The organism is Kitasatospora sp. NPDC001683 (genome assembly GCF_053596495.1).
Window position 1 is genome coordinate 1 of sequence record NZ_JBSFGK010000114.1, and the last position, 22422, is coordinate 22422.

19 protein-coding genes are annotated in these 22422 nt (G+C 74.3%); 11 read left to right on the forward strand and 8 right to left on the reverse strand.

The annotated features are described in order from the left end of the window. Positions 1-58: 58 nt before the first annotated feature. Positions 59-1285, reverse strand: a complete 1227-nt coding sequence (locus ACWCYO_RS35570; RefSeq protein WP_449786543.1) for an MFS transporter — start codon at positions 1283-1285, stop codon at positions 59-61. Between the two features lie 40 nt (positions 1286-1325). Between ACWCYO_RS35570 and ACWCYO_RS35575 the strand changes: the two genes are divergently transcribed. From ACWCYO_RS35575 to ACWCYO_RS35585, 3 genes are all read left to right on the forward strand, one after another. Next, complete coding sequence (locus ACWCYO_RS35575; RefSeq protein ID WP_380420884.1) at positions 1326-2237, forward strand: phosphorothioated DNA-binding restriction endonuclease; 912 nt, start codon at positions 1326-1328, stop codon at positions 2235-2237. 107 nt (positions 2238-2344) lie between these two features. Further along, positions 2345-2977 (forward strand): ClpP family protease, encoded by a 633-nt coding sequence (locus tag ACWCYO_RS35580; RefSeq protein WP_449786544.1) that lies wholly within the window; start codon positions 2345-2347, stop codon positions 2975-2977. A 1-nt stretch (position 2978) separates the two neighbouring features. Beyond that, positions 2979-3581 (forward strand): ClpP family protease, encoded by a 603-nt coding sequence (locus ACWCYO_RS35585; protein ID WP_270148597.1) that lies wholly within the window; start codon positions 2979-2981, stop codon positions 3579-3581. 52 nt (positions 3582-3633) lie between these two features. Here the strand turns inward: ACWCYO_RS35585 and ACWCYO_RS35590 are convergent, their stop codons facing one another. The 3 genes from ACWCYO_RS35590 to ACWCYO_RS35600 form a co-directional block, all read right to left on the reverse strand. Next, on the reverse strand, positions 3634-4047 hold the full coding sequence (locus tag ACWCYO_RS35590; protein WP_449786545.1) for a helix-turn-helix domain-containing protein: 414 nt from the start codon (positions 4045-4047) through the stop codon (positions 3634-3636). Between the two features lie 92 nt (positions 4048-4139). Beyond that, positions 4140-4946 (reverse strand): LAETG motif-containing sortase-dependent surface protein, encoded by an 807-nt coding sequence (locus ACWCYO_RS35595; RefSeq protein ID WP_449786546.1) that lies wholly within the window; start codon positions 4944-4946, stop codon positions 4140-4142. 104 nt (positions 4947-5050) lie between these two features. Next, complete coding sequence (locus tag ACWCYO_RS35600) at positions 5051-7282, reverse strand: MMPL family transporter (RefSeq protein WP_449786547.1); 2232 nt, start codon at positions 7280-7282, stop codon at positions 5051-5053. A gap of 130 nt (positions 7283-7412) precedes the next feature. Here ACWCYO_RS35600 and ACWCYO_RS35605 point away from each other — a divergent pair, with 130 nt between their 5' ends. Continuing rightward, positions 7413-8066, forward strand: coding sequence for a TetR/AcrR family transcriptional regulator (locus tag ACWCYO_RS35605; protein WP_449786548.1), 654 nt, complete (start codon positions 7413-7415; stop codon positions 8064-8066). Between the two features lie 174 nt (positions 8067-8240). Here the strand turns inward: ACWCYO_RS35605 and ACWCYO_RS35610 are convergent, their stop codons facing one another. Further along, positions 8241-8843 carry a TetR/AcrR family transcriptional regulator gene (locus tag ACWCYO_RS35610; RefSeq protein WP_270148604.1) on the reverse strand — a complete coding sequence of 201 codons (603 nt, stop codon included), beginning with the start codon at positions 8841-8843 and terminating at the stop codon, positions 8241-8243. Between the two features lie 56 nt (positions 8844-8899). Here ACWCYO_RS35610 and ACWCYO_RS35615 point away from each other — a divergent pair, with 56 nt between their 5' ends. Both ACWCYO_RS35615 and ACWCYO_RS35620 read left to right on the forward strand, forming a co-directional pair. Next, positions 8900-9826, forward strand: a complete 927-nt coding sequence (locus ACWCYO_RS35615; RefSeq protein WP_449786549.1) for an alpha/beta fold hydrolase — start codon at positions 8900-8902, stop codon at positions 9824-9826. A gap of 113 nt (positions 9827-9939) precedes the next feature. Beyond that, a complete protein-coding gene (locus ACWCYO_RS35620; protein ID WP_449786550.1) occupies positions 9940-12009 on the forward strand; it encodes a phosphocholine-specific phospholipase C in 2070 nt (689 codons plus the stop codon). 40 nt (positions 12010-12049) lie between these two features. Here ACWCYO_RS35620 and ACWCYO_RS35625 read toward each other — a convergent pair whose 3' ends face one another. From ACWCYO_RS35625 to ACWCYO_RS35635, 3 genes are all read right to left on the reverse strand, one after another. Next, positions 12050-12523: an SLATT domain-containing protein gene (locus tag ACWCYO_RS35625; RefSeq protein ID WP_270148609.1), complete on the reverse strand. Its 474-nt coding sequence runs from the start codon at positions 12521-12523 to the stop codon at positions 12050-12052. A gap of 97 nt (positions 12524-12620) precedes the next feature. Then, the gene (locus tag ACWCYO_RS35630) at positions 12621-13325 is read right to left on the reverse strand and encodes a sirohydrochlorin chelatase (RefSeq protein ID WP_270148611.1); all 705 of its coding nucleotides are present in this window, start codon (positions 13323-13325) and stop codon (positions 12621-12623) included. Continuing rightward, positions 13325-14449, reverse strand: coding sequence for a uroporphyrinogen-III synthase (locus tag ACWCYO_RS35635; RefSeq protein WP_270148613.1), 1125 nt, complete (start codon positions 14447-14449; stop codon positions 13325-13327). The genes ACWCYO_RS35630 and ACWCYO_RS35635 overlap by 1 nt, the downstream gene beginning before the upstream one ends. A 192-nt stretch (positions 14450-14641) precedes the next feature. Here ACWCYO_RS35635 and ACWCYO_RS35640 point away from each other — a divergent pair, with 192 nt between their 5' ends. From ACWCYO_RS35640 to ACWCYO_RS35660, 5 genes are read left to right on the forward strand one after another with little or no spacing between them, the layout of a single operon-like run. Next, positions 14642-16774 (forward strand): molybdopterin oxidoreductase family protein, encoded by a 2133-nt coding sequence (locus tag ACWCYO_RS35640; RefSeq protein WP_449786551.1) that lies wholly within the window; start codon positions 14642-14644, stop codon positions 16772-16774. After that, positions 16771-18000 carry an NAD(P)/FAD-dependent oxidoreductase gene (locus ACWCYO_RS35645; RefSeq protein ID WP_270148617.1) on the forward strand — a complete coding sequence of 410 codons (1230 nt, stop codon included), beginning with the start codon at positions 16771-16773 and terminating at the stop codon, positions 17998-18000. Before ACWCYO_RS35640 ends, ACWCYO_RS35645 begins: the two co-directional genes overlap by 4 nt. Beyond that, positions 17997-20606 (forward strand): nitrite reductase large subunit NirB, encoded by a 2610-nt coding sequence (gene nirB / locus ACWCYO_RS35650; RefSeq protein ID WP_449786552.1) that lies wholly within the window; start codon positions 17997-17999, stop codon positions 20604-20606. The genes ACWCYO_RS35645 and nirB overlap by 4 nt, the downstream gene beginning before the upstream one ends. After that, positions 20603-20962 (forward strand): nitrite reductase small subunit NirD, encoded by a 360-nt coding sequence (gene nirD, locus ACWCYO_RS35655; RefSeq protein ID WP_449786553.1) that lies wholly within the window; start codon positions 20603-20605, stop codon positions 20960-20962. The genes nirB and nirD overlap by 4 nt, the downstream gene beginning before the upstream one ends. Then, positions 20959-22296 (forward strand): nitrate/nitrite transporter, encoded by a 1338-nt coding sequence (locus ACWCYO_RS35660; protein WP_449786554.1) that lies wholly within the window; start codon positions 20959-20961, stop codon positions 22294-22296. Before nirD ends, ACWCYO_RS35660 begins: the two co-directional genes overlap by 4 nt. Positions 22297-22422 lie beyond the last annotated feature (126 nt).

Sequence of the window (22422 nt, forward strand, 5' to 3'; positions counted from 1 at the left end):
ATCGGCACACCAGGCTCAACGACCAGCACCCCACCGGGGTACCGGTCGCATCACCAGTTCATCCGAACTCGTCATGTGCGAAGGACCGGCCTAGCCGGGTGTGCTCCGCCCACGCGGTGACCGGGGGTCCTGCCGCGCCCACGGCCGCGAACAGGGCGCCCAGGAGGAGCCAGCCGGTGTGCCCGAGGGCGAGTACCGCCCCGGTGAGGACCAGCGGGGCGAGGGCCTGGCCCGCGTCGAAGCCGATGCCGACGAAGCCCTGGTACTGGCCCTGGGCGTGGTCGGGGGCGAGTCCGTACCCGAGCGCGTAGCCGCCGGAGGACTCCCACACCTCTCCCACGCTGTGGATGGACACCGCGAGCACCGTGAGCGCCGGTGCGACCCACGCGGGAACGTCTGCCGTCAGCGCCATCAGCGGGCAGCTGAGCAGGAACAGGAGCCCCGCGAGGCGGAACGCACGGCCGCCCTGCTTCGGGGTCTCCACCTTCGACCCGAGCCGGCTCTGCAGCAGTACGCACACCCCGCTGTTGATCGCGTACACCGCCGCCACCGTCCAGCGGGGCGCATCGGTGTGGCTGCTGAGCCAGATCGGCAGCAGCAGCGAAATCACCTGGTACTGCAGCCCCATCGCACTGTAGAGCGCGACGAAGGTCATGTACGGCCGGTCGGCGAGGACGGACCACTGGCGGTGCTCCTTCGGCCGGGGCAGCGGCCGGTAGTTCGGCACGCCCAGGAGGGCGATCAGTGCGGCTCCGGCGAAGCTGGCGGCGTTGGCGAGGATCAGTGCGGTGTAGGCGGGGCGGGTGTTGATCTGGAGCGCGACGGCCGCCCCCAGGGTGCCGACGACCACGCCGAGGTTGACGAAGGTGCGCAGCCGGGCCCGGAAGGCGGCCGGGCGCTCGCCGCCGACCCGTGCGACGAGCGCACCGCCCGCCGCACCAGCGGCCGTGGCGGCGAGCCGGTCCAGGGTGGCGACGAGGGTGAACGCGAGCCAGCTGTCGATGAGGACGAAGGCCGCCATGGTGGCCGCCTGCACGCCGAGGGCCGTCAGCCAGACCGCGCGCGGCCCGTACCGGTCGGCCAGGTTCCCCGCCGGTATGCCGGCCGCCAGGCCGCAGAGGCCCGCGATCGTCAGTCCCGCGCCCACCTGGGTGGCGGGCAGGTGCACGACCAGCGTGAAGTACAGGACGGCTGCGGTGTTGAAGAGGCCGTTCCCGACCCTGCTGACGAAACTGGCGGTGATCAGGGCCAGTTGGGGACGGGAATCCGCACTTCTCCTCAACATGATGATCAGGCTAACAAGGGCCGCCACTACGCTGACCGGCATGGACTGGCTGGATCGGGTGGCAGGGCTGAGGCGTTGGACGAACAAGGGCGTCCGCGCGCCGCACAAGCCGCTGTTGCTGCTCTACGCTCTGGGCAGCTACCAGCGGGACGCGGACGGGGAGTTGCGCTACAGCGCGGTCGAGGAGGAACTGAAGCGGCTGCTCGTCGAGTACGGGCCGTCGCACGCGACCACACCCGCGTACCCGTTCCACCACCTGGTCAGCGACGGCGTCTGGGAGGTCCGCACCGACCGGGGACCGGGGAGCCCCGGCACCGGGATCGGGGTGCTGCGGTCGAGCGGGGCCACCGGGCGGCTCGCGGCCGAACTGCGGGCTGCGCTCGGCCGGGAACCGGCGCTGCTGGGCCGGATGGCCCGGGTGCTGCTGGACGCCCACTTCCCGCCCTCCCTGCACGAGGACCTCTGCGAGGCCGTCGGGCTCGACCTGGAGGAGGCCGGGACCGGGATCGTGCGAGGTGCGGCCCGGCGGCAGCGGGACCGGCGGATGCGGGAACTGATACTCACCGCCTACGAGTTCCAGTGCGCGTTCTGCGGCTACGACGGCGCCCTCGGCGCGAGCACGGTCGGTCTGGAGGCCGCCCACGTGCGCTGGTGGTCGCACGACGGGCCGGACGCGGTCGACAACGGGTTGTGCCTGTGCTCGCTGCACCACAAGCTCTTCGACAAGGGCGTGCTGGGGGTGGGGGAGGGGCACCGCATCCTGGTCTCCCAACGGTTCGTCGGCCGCAGCGAGGCCAGCCGCCAGCACGTGCTCGCGCTCGCCGGACGACCCGTCATCGGTCCGCAGCCGGGTAATCCGCCGGTCGCGGACCGCCATCGGGAGTGGCACGTGCGGGAGGTGTTCCACGGCGACTTCCGGCGACCCGCGGGACAGCCGGCCGTGGCGGTCTGAGGCTCTGCCCTCGGCGAATCTGCGGCGGGCAGAGAAATCGGCCGGCTGGCCCGGTCGGGGGTGAGAGTGGGGTCGACGGCATCTTCGCCTCGACCAGGAGGGACCAGATGATTCCATTCAACGCGCCCCGCGCGGAGCAGGGCGACACCCGGCCCAGCGCGTTCGACGACCACCTCGCGGCGCAGCTGCTCGCGCAGCGGATCGTGCTGCTGGGCACGCAGGTCGACGACGTGTCGGCGAACCGGGTGTGCGCGCAGCTGATGCTGCTGTCGGCGGAGGACCCGCGCAGCGACATCAGCCTCTACATCAACAGCCCGGGTGGGTCGGTCACGGCCGGGCTCGCGATCTACGACACCATGCGGCTGATCCCGAACGACGTGTCCACGCTGGCGATGGGGTTCGCGGCCAGCATGGGGCAGTTCCTGCTCACGGTGGGGGCGCGCGGCAAGCGGTTCGCGCTGCCGAACGCGCGGATCATGATGCACCAGCCCTCGGCGGGCATCGGCGGGACGGCCGCGGACATCGAGATCCAGGCGGAGAACCTGGAGTTCACCAAGCGGACCATCGAGCGGATCACCGCCGAGCACACCGGGCAGAGCGAGGAGACGATCGCCCGGGACGGCGACCGGGACCGCTGGTTCACGGCGGAGCAGGGCGTGGAGTACGGGCTGGTGGACCGGGTGGTGGAGTCGGTGGCCGACATCCGCCCGGCCTCGTCGCGTCGACGGATGGGGCTGTGACATGGGGTCGTACACGGTTCCGTACGTCATCGAGCGGACCGCGCAGGGCGAGCGGTCCTACGACGTCTTCAGCCGGCTGCTGAACGAGCGGATCATCTTCCTCGGCACCGAGATCGACGACGGGGTCGCCAACGTGGTCATCGCGCAGCTGCTGCACCTGGAGTCGGAGAACCCGGAGCGCGAGATCTCGATCTATCTCAACTCGCCGGGTGGAGCGTTCACTTCGCTGATGGCGATCTACGACACCATGACCTTCGTGCAGGCACCGATCTCCACCTTCTGCGTGGGCCAGGCGGCCTCGACGGCGGCGGTGCTGCTGGCGGGCGGCGATCCCGGGCGGCGGTTCGTGCTCCAGCACGCGCGGGTGCTGCTCGGGCAGCCGGCCAGCGGCGGACGGCAGGGGATGGTCTCCGACCTCAGCCTCGCGGCCAAGGAGATGGTCCGGATCCGCTCCCAGGTGGAGGAGGTGCTGTCCCGGCACACCGGGCACGACGTGGCGACGCTGCGTGCGGACATGGACCGGGAGAAGGTGCTCACCGCCGAGGAGGCGGTCGCGTACGGGCTGGCGGACGAGGTGCTGAGCCGGCGGCTCGCGTTCGCCTGACCCGAGCAAGGTGGGCCGGTACCACGGGGGTGTACCGGCCCACCGGTGTCGGTCAGGCGGCCAGGCAGAGGCCGTTGGTCCGCGCTGACGGTGCCGACCGGCGGTGGGCCGACTGGCTGCGGGTGCTGTGCCGGACCAGTTCGTCCTGGGCGAGGGACAGCAGGTCGCCGAGGCCGAGCCCGAGGGCCTTGGCGGCGGCCGCGAGCACCTCGGAGGAGGCCTCCTTGCGGCCCCGCTCCAGCTCGGACAGGTACGGCATCGAGATCCGGGCCTCCTCCGCGACGTCCTTCAACGTGCGCTCCTGGGCGAGCCGTTCGCGCCGCAGGACGTCACCGATGAGGTCGCGCCAGAGGGGTTCCTTCGGCGCGGGTGCCTGGGGCGTACCGTTCGTCCCACCGGAACCGGGCGGCGAGGTCTGCGGACGCAGCGGAATGACGCGGGCTTCGTTCGGCGCTTGAGTGCTCACCCCTTCAGCCTAGGGATTCGGGGCGCCGGGGGAAGGGCGCGGCGTTCTGCCCTGGGTGAAGCCGGGCGGGAGAAGAGGAGGTTGTCGTGCCGTCAGCGGCGTCGGCCGACGTACGCCGCCGCGCCGCCGGCGGCCACCAGGGCTGCTGCGGCGACCCCGGCGGCGATCAGGAGGCCGTCGTCGGCGCCCGTGGCGGCCAGCGCCGGAGCGGCGGTGGCCGTCGCGGTCGGCGTCGCCGTTGCCGCGGCCGGGGTCCGCTGGTCGGCCCGCGGCGACGCGGTCGGCCCGCCCGGGGGCGGCGTCGGGACCGCCGCGCTGGTGGCCGGGGCGGCGGTGGGCGTCGGTGTCGGGGCGGCGCTCGTGGGAGCCGCGGTGGGCGTCGGCGTCGGGGCGCAGGCGGTGCCGCCGTTCCAGGAGGCGATGCCCAGACCGGAGAACGGCTCGTCCGGGTAGTGCGGCAGCGGGTGGTCGCTGTCGCTCCCGTCGTACTTCTCGCCGACCGAGTAGAGGGCCAACTCGCCGTAGCACCGCGGCAGGTGACCGGTGACGTCGAGGGTGTCCCGGTAGTGCTCGCGGGTGAGGGTCGTGGTCGCCCAGCCGAGGAAGGTCTGCTGACCGGAGGTGGCCCAGGTCGCGCCCTGCGTCGCGTACGAGCCCAGCGAGACGTGGTAGTCGCAGCCCGCGGTGGGCACCCCGGCCAGCCGGACCTGGACGCTGCCGGACTCGGCGGGCATGGTGGCGTCGTTCGTCCAGTGGGCGCCGCCGTCGACGGAGTACTGGACCGGGGCGCGCCCGCAGTCGGGCTCGGCGTGGGCGGCGGGCGCCGCGAGGGCGGTGACCCCGACGGTCAGGCCGAGGGCCGTGAGCATCGGAAGACCGCGGCGGACGTGGCTGTGCATGGGGACGTGCTCCTGATGGGTGGTTCGGGTTCGGGTGTGAGTGTGAGTGTGGGTGTGGGTCAGGGAGTGGCTTCGGGGCGGGCGGGGTCCGGGATCCGCAGGGCTCACCGGGACTCGATCACGGCAGCCGGCGCATCGGCGCCATCCGGCTGCGTGGGATGGCCGTCGCCCTCGATGTCGACGTGCGGGAGCAGGCGGTCGAGCCAGCGGGGCAGCCACCAGTTGCCGTCGCCGAGCAGGACCATGGTGGCGGGAACGAGCAGGCCGCGGACGACGGTCGCGTCCAGGGCGACGGCGCTCGCCAGGCCGATGCCGAACATCTTGACGACGGGGTCGTCGGAGAGCAGGTAGCTGAGGAAGACGGCGACCATGATCAGAGCCGCCGAGCTGATGATCCGTCCGGTGCTGCTGAGCCCCGCGACCACGGCGCGGCGGTTGTCCCGTTCCCGCAGGTAGCCCTCGCGCACGGCGCTGAGCAGGAAGACCTCGTAGTCCATGGACAGGCCGAAGAGAACGGCGAACATCAGCAGGGGCACGTACCCGGGGATCGGGACGGCGCCGTCCAGGCCGATCAGCCGGGCGCCCAGGCCGTGCTGGAAGACCGCGGTGAGCACGCCGTAGGCGGCGGCGACCGAAACCAGGTTCATCACGGCGGCCTTCACGGCGACGACGGGCGAGCGGAAGGCCAGCAGCAGGAGAAGTCCGGCGACGGTCAGGACGAAGCCGACGACGAGCGGCATCCGCTGGGCGATCCGCGCGTTGAGGTCCGCCTGGGCGGCGGGGGTGCCGCCGACGTGCAGCTGCTGGCCGGTCCCGGCGGTGGCCCGGGGCAGTACGCCCGCGCGCAGGCGGTGGACGAGTGCGGTGGTGGCGGGGTCGGACGGCGCGGCGGCCGGGGTGACCTGCCAGCGGGCGGTGCGGCCGTCGGCGGCGAGCGAGGGCGGGCTGACGGAGGCGACGCCGTCGGCTCCGCGCAGCGCGGCGGTCACGGCCGCCAGGCGCGGGTCGTTGGGTCCCGTGGTCGGCTGGGCGGTGCTCCCTGCGGTCGGCTGAGCGGTGGAGGGCAGGACGTCGACGATCTGGAGCACGCCGTTGGAACCCGGGCCGAAAGCCGCGGCCATCCGGTCGTACGAGGTGCGGCTCATGCTGCCGGAAGCCTTGCTTCCGGCGTCCAGCTGGCCCAGGTGGAGGTGGGCCGCGGGGGCGGCGAGGACACCGAGCAGGGCCAGGCCGGCCAGCAGCAGGGGCCAGGGCCTGGCCGCGACCAGGGCGGCGATCCGTCCCCAGCCGCGCGGGCGCCCGGCGGGGACGGAGGCCGTGGGCGGCCTGGGTGTCAGCCGCCCGCCGAGCAGCACCAGGGCCGCGGGCAGGAGCGTGAGGTTCACGCCCAGCGCCGTCACCACGGCGATCGCCGGGGCGAGGGCCAGCGCGTACAGCAGGGGGAGCCCGCCCAGGGCCAGCCCGGCGAGGGCCGCGACGACGGCGCTGCCGGCGAAGGCGACGGACTTGCCGGAGCCTGCGGTGGTGCGCACGGCCGCTTCCTCGATCCCGACCCCGGCGGCGCGGAGTTCCCGGAAGCGGGTCAGGCCGAAGAGGGTGTAGTCGATGCCGACGCCCAGCCCGATCATGGCGGCGATGGTCTCGCCGGCCTCGGGCACGTCCATCAGGTGGCCGACGAGGCCGAGGACGGGCAGGGCGATGCCGAGGCCGATCACCCCGGCGAGCAGCGGCAGTCCGGCGGCGAGGAGGCTGCCGAGGGAGAGGGTGAGGATCACCAGGGCGGTGCCGAGGCCGATGGCCTCGCTGCGGCCGGTGCTGCCCCGGTCGACTGCGGCGGCCAGGGAGCCGCCCGGGGTCACCGCGATGCCGGCGGCCGTGGCCGGCGCCGCCGCGGCGAGCACGGCGTCCGTCATCGCGGGCGTCACGTCCCGCCCGGAGACGTCGAGTTCGACCGAGAGGTAGGCGGTGTGGCCGTCGCCGCTCATGGCCGTGGCGTCGGCCGGGTCGTAGGGCGTGGTGACGGCGACCACGTGCGGGACCGCCGCGATGGCCGCCGCCGCGCTGCGGACCGCGGCGGCGGTGTCGGAGGCGGTCAGCGGGGCCGCGCCGGCCGGGGTGTGGAGCAGGACGGGCTGCTTGCCGGAGGCGGAGGCGGGAAACGCGCGGTCGGCGATGTCCCGAGCGGCCTGGCTGTCGCTGCCGGGGATGGAGACGGCCTCGCTGGTGACGCGCCCGAACGTCGCGACGGCGCTGAGCGCGGCGGCCGCCAGCAGCAGCCAGGCGGCGATGACCCGCCTGGGTCTGCGGGCGCACCAGCGCCCCACGGAGGTGAACATCGGCGGTGGACAGCCCTTCCTCGCGCGGCGGGCAGTCTGCGGGCCCGCCCAAACTAGTTGCACTCACCGTGCAATGCGTACACTTGCACTCGCGGTGCAAGAATGTCAACGAGAGGGCGGAGGAGCCCACGTGAAGCGGACCGAAGCCGCCGTGCCCGTCACCGACGGGCGGACGGAACGCGGGCGGCAGACCCGCGAGAAGATCGCCGACGCGATGCTGTCGCTGATCGACGAGAACCAGGCGCACTTCCCCGCCGACAAGGTGGCCGAGCGGGCGGGGGTGTCGCGCCGGCTGGTGTTCCACCACTTCGCGGACATGGCCGAACTGGCCGAAGTCGCCGTCAACCGCCGTCTGGAGCAGCTCGCGGCCCAGATCAGGCCGCTTCCCACCGAAGGGCCGCGCGAGCTGCGGGTGGCCGCCCTCACGGAACAGCGGGCGCGCATCCTGGAGGGCGCCACCCCGGCCAGGCTGGCCGTCATGCGGCTGGAGAACCCGTCCCCGCGGATCCAGGAGGCAGTCCAGCAGATGCTGGACTTCGCCCGCCTGCGGCTCACCCAGATCTTCGCCGCAGAGCTCGACGCGCTGCCGGAGTCCGCACGTACGGACCTGCTCCACGGGCTGGACGCGGTGACCACGTGGAGCGCCTGGTACCACTGGCGCAGCAGCGGGCTGAGCACCGAGCAGGCGCGCCGCACCATGGCCGCCACCGTGCACGCGCTCCTCGCCGGAGCGGGGGCTGGAGCGGGAGCGGGAGCAGGGGCCGAGGCCGGAACCGGGGCCTGAACGGGCGCCGGGCCTGGGCGCGAGCAGTCGGACGCCCGTGGCCGCGCCACCCGCGGGACCGGGTCGCGAGCCGATGGTCGGGAGGTGTCGCGGCAGGGGGCGTGCCGCAACCGGCTCCGCCGTCGTCCGACCGCCGTCGTCCGTCCGCCGTTCTGCTCGGGAGCCGAGCCGCCGTCAGCCCGGGAAGACCCGGCCGAGGTGGTAGCGGAGGACGGCGGTCGCGTCGTCCGCCGTCCGCTGGCCGAGCAGGACGCTCAGCCCGAGGCCGGCGGAGACGGCGAGCAGGACGACGGCCTCCTGACGGGCGTCCAGTCGGGGATCGGCGGTGCCGGCCCGCCGGGCGGCCGTCAGCTGGGCGACCAGGAAGGCCTCCATCTCGTCGGGGGCCGCGAGGAAGGGCCGGCCGCCGAGCGCGGGGTCGGTGACGGAGAGTACGGCGTACTCGGTGTAGATGAGGTGGAAGGCCCGGCTCTCCTCGTCGGTGGGGACGGCTTCGAGCAGCACGGCCTCGACGATGCCGCGCGGGTCGGTGCCGGCGCCGGTGGCGCGGACGCGGCGCTGGACCCGCTCGCCCATGCGGGCGGCGAGACGGGTCATGGCGGCGAGGAGCAACTGCTCCTTGGTGTCGAAGTAGTACTGGACCAGCCGCACCGAGACGCCCGCCTCGACCGCCACCGAGCGCATGGTGACGGAGTGCAGGCCGCTGCTCGCCGCCGAGCGGAGCAGGGCGTCGATGATGTGGACCCGTCGTTCCTCGTGATCCACCAGCTTCGGCATCGGGTTCCTTCCGGATGTTTTTGTGGTACAACCATACCATCAAACCGGGAGGGATCATGACCAGGACCAGCGTCGGACACTTCACCAGCGAGGCGACGAGGGCGAAGTTCCTCGACGCGTACGACCGGGCGATGGAGCTGTGGCCCGGCCCGCGCCGGGAACTCGACGTCGAGACCGGCTACGGCACCGTCCACGTCCACCACTACGGGCCGACCGACGGCGAGCCGATCGTGCTGCTGCACGGCCATGCCGGGCACCCGTCCAACTGGTACCCGCAGATCGCCGCGCTCGGCGAACACCACCCCGTGTACGCGATCGACACGCTCGACGACCCCGGCCGCAGCGTGCAGCGGGCCGTCGCCGCGGGGTCGCAGGAGAACGCGGCCTGGCTCGGGGAGGTCCTCGCCGGGCTCGGGCTGGACCGGATCCACCTGGTCGGCGTCTCGTACGGCGGCTGGCTGACCCTCAACCAGGCCGTCCACGCACCCCAACGGCTCGCCTCCGTCACCCTGCTGGACCCGGGCGGGATCGAGAAGGTGCCCGCGCGGTTCTACGTCCACATGGTCGGCGGCCTGTTCGGCATGCTCGCCCCGCCGCGGCTGCGCCCGGCGGTGGGCCGGCTGCTGGCCAACCCGGCGCTCAGCGCACCACGCGAGATGATCGCGCCGCTGATGCTCGCCATGCGCAGCTACCAGCCGAGCCGCCGCCCGCCAGCCCGGCCGTTCACGGACGAGGAGTTGGCCTCCGTCCGGCTGCCCGCGCTGGTGCTGGTCGGCAGGCGCAGCGCGCTGCTGCGTCCGCGTCAGGTGGTGGAGCGGGTCACGGCGCTGATCCCGGGCGTGCGGTCGGAGATCGTGGAACGGGCCGGGCACGGGCTGAACCTGGAGCGGCCCGAGGTGGTGAACGAGCGGCTGCTGGACTTCATCGGCACCGTCGGTCGGGAGCCGGGGGAGCCGCGGGCGGTGCGACCCGGCGGTCGGTGACCGGGCCGGGGCCGCGGACGTCCGCCCGCCGGCCGTCCGGTATAACTGCTCCGCCACCCGGCTGCCGCAACACCGGCCGGAGTGGGGTTGTCCACACTTCCCGGAGGCGTCACTTGTCACCCGTCACCCGTCGTACCTTCCTCGGATCGGCCGCCGCCCTCGGCGCGGCCATCGGGCTGGACACGGCGGCGCTGCCCGCGGTGCTGTCGAGCGCGTCCACCACCACGACGGGGACGATCCGCGACGTCAAGCACGTCGTGGTGCTGATGCAGGAGAACCGCAGCTTCGACCACTACTTCGGCACGCTGAAGGGCGTGCGCGGGTTCGGCGACCGCACCGCCCTCCAGATCGCGGGCGGCACCAGCGTGTTCAACCAGCCGAACGGCAGCGGGCGGCAGTACCCCTGGCAGCTCAGCAAGACCAGGACCTGGTGGTGGGGCGTGAGCGCCGAGCAGCTGGCGCAGTGCGACGGTTCGCTCGACCACTCGTGGTCCACCCAGCACAAGGCGTGGAACAACGGGAGGATGGACTCCTGGATCGCCGCCAAGGGGTCGGACCGGACCATGGGCTTCATGGCCCGCGAGGACATACCCTTCCACTACGCGCTGGCCGACGCCTACACCATCTGCGACGCGTACCACTGCTCGATCCTCTCGGCCACCGGCCCCAACCGCACCTACCTGTGGTCCGGCACGATCGACCCGGCCGCCACCGCGGGCGGCCCGGCCTACGACGGCGGCTCCGAGTCGGGCCTGCACTGGCAGACCTACGCCGAGACCCTGCAGAACGCGGGTGTCAGCTGGAAGGTCTACCAGAACGCCCACGACAACTTCGGCGACAACGGCCTCGCCTACTTCAACCAGTTCACCAGCGCGCCGAGTTCGAGCCCGCTCGCCCAGCGTGGCATGGGCTCGGTGCCCAGCACCGGCTCGACCCCGGACGACATCGCCGCCGCGATCAGGGCCGACGCGCTCGCCGGCACGCTGCCCCAGGTCTCCTGGGTGGTGGCCAGCCAGCTGTTCTCCGAGCACCCGGACGGCCCGCCGGAGAACGGCGCGCACTTCGTCAACCTGGTGCTGCAAGCGCTGGCGGCCGACCCGGAGGTCTTCGACTCCACCGTCCTGTTCCTGAACTACGACGAGAACGACGGTTTCTTCGACCACGTGCCCCCGCCGGTGGCGCCGGCCGGCACCGTCGGCGAGTTCCACGACGGCACCAACATCGGCCTCGGCTTCCGCGTCCCGATGATCGTGGTCTCGCCGTGGACCCGCGGTGGCTGGGTCGACTCCCAGGTCTACGACCACACCAGCGTCATCCGCTTCCTGGAGACCTGGACCACCGCCCTGGGCACCCCCGCCATCTGCCCCAACATCAGCGCCTGGCGCCGCCGGGTCTGCGGCGACCTCACCGGTGCCTTCGACTTCACCGACCCGGTCTACGGCCTGCCCGCGCTGCCCGACACCAGCGCCACCCTCGGCCAGGCCGCCGCCAACCTGCAGATCAACCCGAGCCCCGGCACCAACTCCATGCCCGCCCAGGAGCCCGGCACCAAGCGCGCCCGCGCGCTGCCCTACCAGCCCAACGCCTGGGTCGACCGGATCGAGCACGACGCCGCCGGCCGGATCCGGCTCTGGATCGACCTGGCCAACCAGGGCCCGCAGGCCACCGCCTGGGCGCACTACTCGGTCCACGCCAACGCCCACCGCGGCGGCGGCCCCTGGCAGTACACCGTCGCCCCGTACGACGCCGCCACCGGAACCGACGGCAGCGCCCGCGACTCCTTCGACATCGGCGCCGGCCACGGCGACGGGCAGTACGACCTCACCGTGCTCGGCCCCAACCGCACCCTGCGCCGCTTCGCCGGCAACGCGACCACCGCGGGCGGGACGGCGGAGGCCACCACCTCCTACGCGACGGCACCGGATACCGGCGACCCGGCGGTCTGGTTCACCATGACCAACACCGGGACCAGTACCGTCACCTTCACCATCACCGCCGGCAACTACCGCACCGGCACCTGGACCTACCAGGTCGCCCCGGGCACCACCGTCCAGGACTACTTCAACGCCGTCACCGTCGCGCAGGGCTGGTACGACTTCACCGTCACCGTCAGCAGCGACCCCGCCTGGATCCGCCGCGCCGCCGGGCACATCGAGACCGGCGCCCCCAGCGTCACCGGCTGACCCGCCGCCACCGGCGCGGGCCGAACGCGGGGCGGGCCGGTCAGGCGCTCGACGACGGCGCGGACTCGCGGCGCTGCTCCAGCCAGCTGCGGCTCAGGTCCTCCCAGACGGCCTGGTACCGGTCGAAGACGGCATCGAGGCCGGGGCGTGCCAGGTCGTCGGCGGGCGTCGACGCCACCAGGTACTCCAGGTCATCGGCGAGCCGCCGGAAGCGGTACTGCGCCTCCTCCATCAGCACCCACCGGGAGCGCCAGTTGAAGAACGGCTCGGCGGCTGCCAGCGCCGTGACCAGGGCCACCGATGCGAAGGCCAGGTCCGTCCACCGGTGCAGGCCCAGCAGGATGGTGGACGCCGCGGACAGGGCCAGCGTCAGCATCTTGATCACGGACGCGCGTCGGCGGAACTGCTCCTTCTTTCCCCGGGCGTAGTCGTGACCCCGGCGGATCTTGTCCAGCAGGAGAGCAGCCGTCTGCGTCGGGGTGAGCCCCACGCCCGGTCCATTGTTCGGATTCACCTTGCCCCCTCGTCGTCTGCCCGTGGCGCGGCTCGGGCCGCGTGCGGGATCAGCCAGACGGTAGCCGAGGTCCGGCTTCAGCGGTTCGACGGACCGGTCAGGCGGCTGCGGTGAGTTCGGTGGCCGCCCGGGCCTGGTCGTAGCGGTGGAGGACCAGGCGGGCGACGGCGGGGTGGGCGGCCAGCGGGGCGCTGGTCCAATGGGCGGGGGTTGTGGCGGCGCGGCGGGCGAAGAAGCCGGGGGAGAGGAGGTAGGTGGCGAGGGCGACGGCGGGGTGGCCGGCGGCCTGGAGGGCGGCCACCGCCTGGTGGGGGGTGGGGGTGGCGGCGGAGAGGTGGGCGGGGGTGACGGGGCGGCCGAGGCGGGTGGCGAGGAGGCCGGCCATCCGGGCGGTGTCGGCGAGGGCGGTGGGGTCGGAGGAGCCGGCACCGGCCAGCACGACGGGGGCGTCGGCGGGGGCGCCGGTCTCGGTGAGGCGGTCGGCGAGGGCCTCGGCGAGCAGGGGATGGGGACCGAGTGCCGGGGCCAGCCGAGCCGGTGGGAGTCCGGCGGCGGCGAGAGCGGCGGGCAGGTCGACGCGGATGTGGTAGCCGGTGCCGAGCAGGAGGGGGACCAGGATCGGCTGCCGGCCGGAGAGTTCGGCGAGGGCCTGGGCGAGCGAGGGTTGCGCGACGTCCAGGAAGCAACAGCGGACGGTGAGTTCGGGCCGGAGCGAGCGAACCACCCGCAACAGACGGCGAATTGAGGCCGAAGCCGCCGGATCGCGGCTGCCGTGCGCGACGGCGAGCAGCACCGGTGCCATCAGCCCGCCGCCAGGCGGTAGCCGCGCTTGGGGACGGTGCGGATCAGCGCCGCGTGCGGCCCGAGGGCGGCCCGGAGCCGGCCGACCGCCGCCTCGACCGCGTGTTCGTCGGCCGCCGCGTCCGGCCAGGCGGCGCGCAGCAGGTCGGCGCGGCTGAGCACTCGGCCGGGGCGTTCGGCGAGGGCCCGCAGCACCGCCGCGCCGCGCGGGCTGAGCCAGTGGCTCTCGCCGTCGACCAGGGCGGCGTTCCCTTGGAGGGTCAACACCTGCCCCGCGAGGGTGACTTCGCGACGGGTCCGGCCCGGCAGGGTGTCCGCGAGCAGTCGGACCAGGGCGCCGAGCCGGCCGCGTTCGGGGTGGACGGCGGGCAGACCGAGGTCGGTGAGCGGCCGGGCGCAAAGGGTGCCGACGCAGACCGGCAGCACGTCCGCGCGCAGCGCGTCCAGCAGGGCCCCGTACAGTCCCTCGGCCTGGGCGACGGCGAGCAGGGCGGTGATGGCGGGCGCGCTGGTGAAGGTGAGCGCGTGCACCTGGCGGCGTACGGTCTGGTCGAGTAGCCGGCGCACCGCGCCCGGGTCCTCCGGCGGCGCCCAGCGGTAGACGGGGACGGAGATCACCTCGGCGCCGCGTTCGCGCAGCGCCGCCGCGAAGGCGTCCAGGCGGACGCCGTGTTCCTGGACGGCGATCCGGCAGCCGGCCAGCGGGCGGGCGAGCAGCCAGGTGAGCAGTTCGTCGGTGGCCTCGGTGTCGGGGGAGTAGCGCTCGTCGAGTCCGCTGGCGCGCACGGCCCCGGTGGCCTTGGGGCCGCGGCTGAGCACCACCGCGCCACGGCAGGCCTCGGCGAGGGCGGCTCCCCGGCCCCAGCCCTCGGCGGCGCTCATCCAGCCGCGCCAGCCGACGCCGGTGGTGGCCACCACGTAGTCGAGCGGGGCGGCCAGGCAGCGTTCGGTGGCCTCGCGCAGGGCGAGGTCGTCGGCCAGCGGCAGGATGCGCAGCACCGGTGCCTCGACCACCTGGGCACCGCGCCGGGTGAGCAGGGCGGTGAGCTCCTCGCGGCGGCGTGCGGCGGTGACGCCGACGGTGAAGCCGGTGAGCGGTCCTGGCGGGGTGAGGGTTGCTGCCATGCGGGCCAGCCTCCGCCGCGCGTGTTACGGGGGCATTGCCCGGTCGTCACCCGCGGGTAAGCGAAAGTGCCGCTGCGGTTACGGCAGATGTCCGGGCGTGCACCCCGGCGGCCGGGGGGCGTGAGCGAGGTGTACCGCGCCCGCAACATACGCGAAGCGGTCGCGAAACAGCGGGCGGCGACCTTTCTCGGCATGACGTCGACCAGCCCCGCCGCCCTCGCCGCGGCCACCGACACCCACTGCCCGTACTGCTCGCTGCAGTGCGGCATGCGGCTGTCGCCGGGCGCGGACAAGGCGGGTGCGGACACGGTGCTCGAGGTGCTGGAGCGCCCGGACTTCCCGGTGAACCGGGGCGCGCTGTGCGGCAAGGGCCGGACGGCGCCCGCGCTGCTGGCCCGGGGCGCCCGGCTGACCGGTCCGCTGCTGCGGGACCGGCCCGGCGCCCCGCTGCGCTCGGCGAGCTGGCCGGAGGCGCTGGACCGGGTGGCCGCCGGGCTGGCCCGGACCCGGGCCGAGCACGGCGCGGACGCGGTGGGCGTGTTCGGCGGCGGCGGGCTGACCAACGAGAAGGCGTACCTGCTGGGCAAGTTCGCCCGGGTCGTACTCGGCACCGCCAACATCGACTACAACGGCCGGTTCTGCATGTCCTCGGCGGCCGCCGCGCACCGCCGGGCGTTCGGCCTGGACCGGGGCCTGCCGTTCCCGCTGGCCGACATCCCGCACACCGGCTGCCTGATCCTGGTCGGCGGCAACCCGGCCGAGACGATGCCGCCGGCCGTCCGCTACTTCCGCGAACTACGGGAGAACGGCGGCAGGTTGATCGTGGTCGACCCGCGCCGCACCCGTACCGCCGAGCTGGCCGACCTGCACCTGCAGCCCCGCCCCGGCGGGGACCTGGCGCTCGCCCTCGGCCTGCTCCACCTGGTGATCGCGGACGGCCTGGTGGACCGCGGGTTCATCGACCGGCGGACCACCGGCTTCGAAGCGGCCCGCGAGTCGGCGATGGCCCACTGGCCGGACCGGGTGGAGCGGATCACCGGGGTGCCGGCCCACCAACTCCGCGCGGCCGCCCGGATGTTCGGCGAGGCCGCCAGCGGCATGGTGCTCACCGCGCGCGGACCCGAACAGCAGAGCAAGGGAACCGACACCGTCGGCGCCTGGATCAACCTGTGCCTGGCCACCGGCAACGCGGGCCGCCGGTACGCCGGTTACGGCTGCCTGACCGGCCAGGGCAACGGCCAGGGCGGGCGCGAGCACGGCCAGAAGGCCGACCAACTGCCCGGCTACCGCTCGATCGAGGACCCGGCGGCGCGCCGACACGTCGCCGCCGTCTGGGGGGTGGACCCGGAGTCGATCCCCGGCCCGGGCCGGTCCGCGTACGAGCTGCTGGACGGCCTCGGCCGGCCCGGCGGCGTCCGGGCGCTGCTGCTGGCCGGCTCGAACCCGGCGGTCTCCGCGCCCAACGCCGGGCACGTCACCGAACGGCTGCGCGCGCTGGACCTGTTGGTGGTCGCCGACCTCGTCCTGTCCGAGACCGCCCGGCTCGCCGACGTCGTGCTGCCGGTCACCCAGTGGGCCGAGGAGGACGGCACCACCACCAACCTGGAGGGCCGGGTGATCCTGCGCCGGCGCGCCCTCGACCCGCCGGAGGGGGTGCGCAGCGAGCTGTGGCTGCTGCGCGAGCTCGCTGCCCGGCTGGGGGTCCCCCAAGGCTTCCCCACCGACGCCGAGCAGGCCTTCGCCGAGCTGGGCCGCGCCTCGGCCGGTGGCGACGCCGACTACGCGGGCATCAGCTACCAGCGGATCGCCGCCGAGGACGGGGTGTTCTGGCCCTGCCCGGCGCCCGACCACCCGGGCACCCCGCGGCTGTTCCTGGACCGCTTCGCCACCCCGGACGGCCGGGCCCGCTTCGCGGACGTCACCCACCGCCCGGCCGCCGAGGAACCGGACCAGGCGTACCCGCTGTACCTGACCACCGGCCGGGTGCTCGCCCAGTACCAGAGCGGCGCGCAGACCCGCCGGGTCGCCGAGCTCAACCAGGCCGCGCCCGGCCCGTTCGTGGAGCTGCACCCGCGGCTGGCCGAGCGGCTCGGGGTCGCGGACGGCGAGCCGGTCGCGGTCACCAGCCGGCGCGGGCGGGCCGTCGCCCCGGCGCGGATCACCGACGCCATCCGGCCGGACACCGTGTTCATGCCCTTCCACTGGGCGGGCGCGGGCCGGGCCAACAGCCTCACCAATCCCGCGCTCGACCCGGTCTCCCGGATGCCGGAGTTCAAGCTCTGCGCCGTCCGGGTGGAGCGCGCCCACCTGGAGGTGACGAGATGAGGATCGCCGTGGTCGGCGGCGGGATGGCGGCCGCCCGCTTCGCCGAACGGTACGCCGCCCTGGGCGGGGCCGGTGCGGTCACCGTGTACGGCGCCGAGCCGCGCGCCCCGTACAACCGGGTGCTGCTCGCCGAGGTGCTGACCGGCCGCTACGACGCCGAGTCGATCGCGCTGCCGCTCGGCGGGGCGCTGGCCCGGCCCGGCTGCGAGGTCGTCGCCCTCGACCTGGCGGCCCGGACGCTGGGCCTGGCCGACGGCACCGTGGAGCCCTGGGACGAGCTGGTGCTCGCCACCGGTGCCAACCCGGTGCTGCCGCCGGTGCGCGGGCTGCGCCGCCCCGACGGGTACGGGCTGGCCGAGGGCGTGCACACGCTGCGCACCCTGGAGGACTGCGCCCGGCTGGCCGAGGAGGCCGTCGGGGCGAAGCGGGCCGTGGTGATCGGCGGCGGGGTGCTCGGGGTGAGCGCCGCCCGGGCGCTGGCCGCGCTCGGCGCCCGCACCGAAATCGTGCACCAGGCGGAGCATCTGATCGAGCGTCAGCTAGACCCGGAGGCGGCCGCCGTGCTGCGCGAACGCCTCCAGGGCCTCGGCGTCGAGTGCTACACCGGCAACCGCGCCCGGGCCGTGCACGGCGGCATGGGGGTCCCCCCGGCCGGAGGCTGGGAGCGGGTCGGCGCGGTGGAGCTGGCCAGCGGCTACCGGCTGGACTGCGACCTGGTGGTCCTCGCCTGCGGCACCCGCCCGCGCACCGCGCTCGCCCACGCCGCCGGACTGCCGGTCGCCACCGGCGTCCTGGTGGACGACCGGCTGGCCGCCGCCCCGCACGTGTCCGCGATCGGCGACTGCGCCGAGCACCGCGGCACCGTCCACGGCCTGGCCGGCCCCGCCTGGGAACAGGCCGACGTGCTGGCCCGCCGGCTCTCCGGCGCCGAGCCGGACGCCCGCTACCCCGGCACCAGCCCGCGCGCCCGGCTCAGCACCGGTGACCTGGAGTACGCGGCCTTCGGCGCCGTGGACGAGACCCTCGACCCCGAACTCGACGTGCTGCGGCTCACCGACGCCACCCGCGGCAGCTACAAGAAGCTCGTCCTGCGCGGCGACCAGCTGGTCGGCGCCATCCTGCTCGGCGACCTGGCCACCGTGGACGCGCTGGCCGGCGCCTTCGCCGACGGCGGCACCCTCGCCGGCCACCCCCTGCACCTGCTCACCCAAGGAGCCCCCCGATGACCGGAAGTACCGGGATGACGGCAGACGACCGCACTGTCCGCGACCTCGTCCTGGTCGGCCACGGCATGGTCGGCCAGCGCTTCCTGGAGGCCTGGAGCGAGCAGCCGGCCGCGCGCCACTGGCGGGTCACCGTGCTCGCCGAGGAGCCCCGGCCCGCCTACGACCGGGTCCACCTCAGCTCGCTGTTCTCCGGCAGCACGCCGGAGGACCTCGCGCTCTGCCCGTCCGGCTTCCTCGCCGAGCACGGCATCGACCTGCGGCTCGGCGACCCGGTCAGCGCGATCGACCGGGCGGCCTGGCTGGTCCGCACCGAGTCCGGCGCCGAAGTCCGCTACGACGTCCTGGTGCTGGCCACCGGCTCGGTGCCCTTCGTGCCGCCCGTACCCGGGACGGACGCGCCCGGCTGCCACGTCTACCGCACCATCGAGGACGTCGACGCCATCCGCGCCGAGGCCGCCACCGCCGGCACCGGCGTGGTGGTCGGCGGCGGACTGCTCGGCCTGGAGGCGGCCGGCGCCCTGCGGGCCGGCGGCCTGGCCACCCACGTGGTCGAGTTCGCGCCCCGGCTGATGGCCGTCCAGGTGGACGACGGCGGTGGCGCCGCACTGCGCCGCAAGATCGAGGAGCTGGGCGTCACCGTCCACACCAGCGCCGGCGCCAGCGGCGTGCTCACCGGCCCGGACGGCCGGGTCCGCGGCCTCGCCCTGTCCGACGGCCGGGAGCTTCCCGCCGACCTGGTGGTCTTCTCCGCCGGGGTGCGCGCCCGCGACCAGCTCGCCCGGGACTGCGGACTGCCGGTCGGCCAGCGCGGCGGCGTCGTGGTCGACGCGCACTGCCGCACCGAGGACCCGGCCGTCCTGGCCATCGGCGAGTGCGCCCAGGCCGTCGACGGCCGGGTGTACGGGCTGGTCGCCCCCGGCTACCAGATGGCCGAGACGGCGGCCCGCACCATCGCGGAGCAGCAGGGCCAGGGCTTCACCGGCGCCGACACCTCCACCAAGCTCAAGCTGCTCGGCGTCGACGTCGCCAGCTTCGGCGACCCGCACGGCACCGCCGAGGGCGCGCTCGACGTGCTGTACAGCGACAGCCGCAGCGGCGTCTACCGCAAGCTGGTGATCGGTGCCGACGGCGCGCTGCTCGGCGGTGTCCTGGTCGGCGACACCGAGGGCTACGGCGCGCTGCGCCCGCTGGCCGTCGCCGGAAAGCCGCTCACCGTCGCGCCCGAACAGCTGGTGCTGCCGGCCGGGTTCGCGGGGAGCGCCGGTCCGGTCGCGCTGCCCGACGACGCGGTGCTCTGCTCCTGCCACAACGTCACCCAGGGCGCCGTCCGGGCCGCCGTCCGCGAGCAGGGCGCCGAGAGCGTCGCCGCCGTCAAGAAGTGCACCCGGGCCGGCACCGGCTGCGGCAGCTGCCTCAAGCAGCTCGGCAGCGTCGTCAAGGAGGAGCTGGAGGCCGCCGGGGTCTCCACCGTCCAGGGCCTGTGCGAGCACTTCGCCCACAGCCGCGCCGAGTTGTACGAGATCGTCCGGGTGACGGGCCTCACCACCTTCTCCGAACTGCTCGCCAAGCACGGCACCGGCGGCGAGGGCTGCGAGATCTGCAAGCCGACCGTCGCCTCCATCCTGGCCAGCCTCGGCAACGGCCACATCCTGGACGGCGAACAGGCCGCCCTGCAGGACTCCAACGACCACTTCCTGGCCAACCTCCAGCGCAACGGCTCCTACTCGGTCGTGCCCCGGGTGCCCGGCGGCGAGATCACCCCCGAGGGCCTGATCACCATCGGCGAGATCGCCCGCGACCACGGCCTCTACACCAAGATCACCGGCGGCCAGCGGATCGACATGTTCGGTGCCACCGTCGACCAACTGCCGGTGATCTGGCGCAAGTTGGTCGACGCCGGGTTCGAGTCCGGACACGCCTACGGCAAGTCGCTGCGCACCGTGAAGTCCTGCGTCGGCCAGACCTGGTGCCGCTACGGCGTCCAGGACTCCACCACCCTCGCCATCGAACTCGAGCTGCGCTACCGGGGGCTGCGCTCCCCGCACAAGCTCAAGGCCGCCGTCTCCGGCTGCGCCCGCGAATGCGCGGAGGCGCAGAGCAAGGACTTCGGCATCATCGCCACCTCGGCCGGCTGGAACCTCTACGTCGGCGGCAACGGCGGCATGACCCCCCGGCACGCCGACCTGCTCGCCGCCGACCTCGACCGCGACACCCTCGTCCGCACCATCGACCGCTACCTGATGTTCTACATCCGCACCGCCGACCGGCTGGAGCGCACCTCGGTCTGGCTGGAGCGGCTCGAGGGCGGACTCGACCACCTGCGGGCCGTCGTCCTCGACGACTCGCTCGGCATCGCCGCCGAACTCGACGAACTGATGTCCCGTCACATCAGCGGCTACCGGGACGAATGGGCCGAGACCCTGGCCGACCCCGACCGGATGCGGCGCTTCGCCTCCTTCGTCAACGCCCCCGGCACCCCCGACCCCGCCGTGACCTTCGTCCCCGAACGCGGCCAGATCCGCCCCGCCCGCCCCGGCGAGGCCGGCCACACCCTCAACGCCCCGGTGCTGGTCGCCGGGGCCCGACTGGAGGTGCTCACCCCGTGACCGTACAGATCCACGACGGCGACCGCTGGCACACCGTCTGCGCCCTCACCGACCTCCAACCCGGCCGCGGCGTCGCGGTGTTGCTCCCCGAAGCCGAGCAGGTCGCGCTGTTCCGCGACAGCTCCGGAGAGCTGTACGCCGTCGACAACCTCGACCCGTTCAGCGGCGCCCCCGTCCTCTCCCGCGGCCTGCTCGGCAGTCGCGGCGACCGGCCGACCCTCATCTCGCCGATGTACAAGCAGGTGTACGACCTCACCGACGGGCGCTGCCTCGACGAGGACACCGCCCCCGACGGCGCCCCCGCCGTGCTGCGCCGCTGGCCGGTCCGGGTGCTCGACGCGGAGGCGGCGGCATGACCACCGTCCTGGAAGCGAGAACACCCGCGCCGCTGGCCGGTTGGGACCCGGAGGACGAGGAGTTCTGGGCCCGCGACGGCGCCCGGATCGCCCGGCGCAACCTGGTCTTCTCCGTCCTCTCCGAGCACATCGGCTTCTCGGTCTGGAGCCTGTGGTCGGTGCTGGTGCTCTTCCTCGGCCCCGAGTACCACATCGACACCGCGGGCAAGTTCACCCTCACCGCCCTGCCGACCGCGCTCGGCGCCCTGCTGCGGCTGCCGTACACCTTCGCCGTCGCCCGCTTCGGCGGCCGCACCTGGACGGTGATCAGCGCCCTGCTGCTGCTCGTGCCCACGGTGCTCGCGGCCGTGGTGCTGCAACCGGGCGTCCCGTACGGCACGCTGCTCGCGGTGGCCTGCGTGGCCGGCGTCGGCGGCGGCAACTTCGCCTCCTCGATGGCCAACATCAACGCCTTCTACCCGCACCGGCTCAAGGGCTGGGCGCTGGGCGTCAACGCGGGCGGCGGCAACCTCGGCGTCCCCGCCGTCCAACTCCTCGGCCTGCTGGTGCTGGCCACCGCCGGCGCCACCCACCCCCGGCTGCTGCCGCTGATCTACCTGCCGCTGATCGGGCTCGCCGCGGCCGGGGCCTGGTGGCGGATGGACAACCTGCCTCCGTCCACGGCGAGTTCGAGCAAGGGCCGGGCGCTGCGCGAGGTCGCCCGCGATCCGTACGGCTGGGCCGTCTCCACCCTCTACATCGGCACCTTCGGCTCCTTCATCGGCTTCGGCTTCGCCTTCGGACAGGTGCTGCAGGTGCAGTTCCACGACCGCTTCGACACCCCGGTCAAGGCCGCCGCCCTCACCTTCCTCGGCCCGCTGCTCGGCTCACTGCTGCGCCCGGTGGGCGGGCGGCTCGCCGACCGCTACGGCGGCGCGCGGGTGACGCTGGCGACCTTCGCCGCCATGGGCGCCGGCACGGCGGTGGTGCTGGTGGCGTCCCGGGCGGGCTCGCTGCCGCTGTTCCTCGGCGGGTTCATCTCCCTCTTCGTGCTCAGCGGGATCGGCAACGGCTCGACGTACAAGATGATCCCGGCGCACTACCAGGCCCTCGCCCGCACGGCGGTCGCGGCCGGAGGCGACCCGGCGGCCGCCGAGGCCGACTCCCGGCGCCGGGCCTCGGCACTGATCGGACTGGCGGGCGCGATCGGCGCCTTCGGCGGCGTCCTGGTGAACCTGGCCTTCCGGCAGTCCTTCCTCGTCAGCCACAACGGGGACACCGCCTACCTGGGCTTCCTGGCGGCGTACCTGCTCTGCTCGGCGCTGACCTGGGCGGTCTGGCTCCGACGCCGGTGAGACCGCTCAACGGCGGTGGGACGGCGGCCCAGCGGTGGGACGCCGGCCCGGGGGGGGGGGGGGGGGGGGCGCCGGGGGCGCCCCCCCCCCGGGGGGCGCCCGGGCCGAGGGCCCGGGGGCGGTGGG

What these genes read in the sequence shown, in the direction of transcription:
- ACWCYO_RS35570 (WP_449786543.1), bottom strand. Translation starts at nt 1,285, where the DNA reads ATGTTGAGGAGAAGTGCGGATTCCCGTCCCCAACTGGCCCTGATCACC.
- ACWCYO_RS35575 (WP_380420884.1), top strand. Translation starts at nt 1,326, where the DNA reads ATGGACTGGCTGGATCGGGTGGCAGGGCTGAGGCGTTGGACGAACAAG.
- ACWCYO_RS35580 (WP_449786544.1), top strand. Translation starts at nt 2,345, where the DNA reads ATGATTCCATTCAACGCGCCCCGCGCGGAGCAGGGCGACACCCGGCCC.
- ACWCYO_RS35585 (WP_270148597.1), top strand. Translation starts at nt 2,979, where the DNA reads ATGGGGTCGTACACGGTTCCGTACGTCATCGAGCGGACCGCGCAGGGC.
- ACWCYO_RS35595 (WP_449786546.1), bottom strand. Translation starts at nt 4,946, where the DNA reads ATGCACAGCCACGTCCGCCGCGGTCTTCCGATGCTCACGGCCCTCGGC.
- ACWCYO_RS35600 (WP_449786547.1), bottom strand. Translation starts at nt 7,282, where the DNA reads ATGTTCACCTCCGTGGGGCGCTGGTGCGCCCGCAGACCCAGGCGGGTC.
- ACWCYO_RS35610 (WP_270148604.1), bottom strand. Translation starts at nt 8,843, where the DNA reads ATGCCGAAGCTGGTGGATCACGAGGAACGACGGGTCCACATCATCGAC.
- ACWCYO_RS35615 (WP_449786549.1), top strand. Translation starts at nt 8,900, where the DNA reads ATGACCAGGACCAGCGTCGGACACTTCACCAGCGAGGCGACGAGGGCG.
- ACWCYO_RS35630 (WP_270148611.1), bottom strand. Translation starts at nt 13,325, where the DNA reads ATGGCACCGGTGCTGCTCGCCGTCGCGCACGGCAGCCGCGATCCGGCG.
- ACWCYO_RS35635 (WP_270148613.1), bottom strand. Translation starts at nt 14,449, where the DNA reads ATGGCAGCAACCCTCACCCCGCCAGGACCGCTCACCGGCTTCACCGTC.
- ACWCYO_RS35640 (WP_449786551.1), top strand. Translation starts at nt 14,642, where the DNA reads ATGACGTCGACCAGCCCCGCCGCCCTCGCCGCGGCCACCGACACCCAC.
- ACWCYO_RS35645 (WP_270148617.1), top strand. Translation starts at nt 16,771, where the DNA reads ATGAGGATCGCCGTGGTCGGCGGCGGGATGGCGGCCGCCCGCTTCGCC.
- nirB (WP_449786552.1), top strand. Translation starts at nt 17,997, where the DNA reads ATGACCGGAAGTACCGGGATGACGGCAGACGACCGCACTGTCCGCGAC.
- ACWCYO_RS35660 (WP_449786554.1), top strand. Translation starts at nt 20,959, where the DNA reads ATGACCACCGTCCTGGAAGCGAGAACACCCGCGCCGCTGGCCGGTTGG.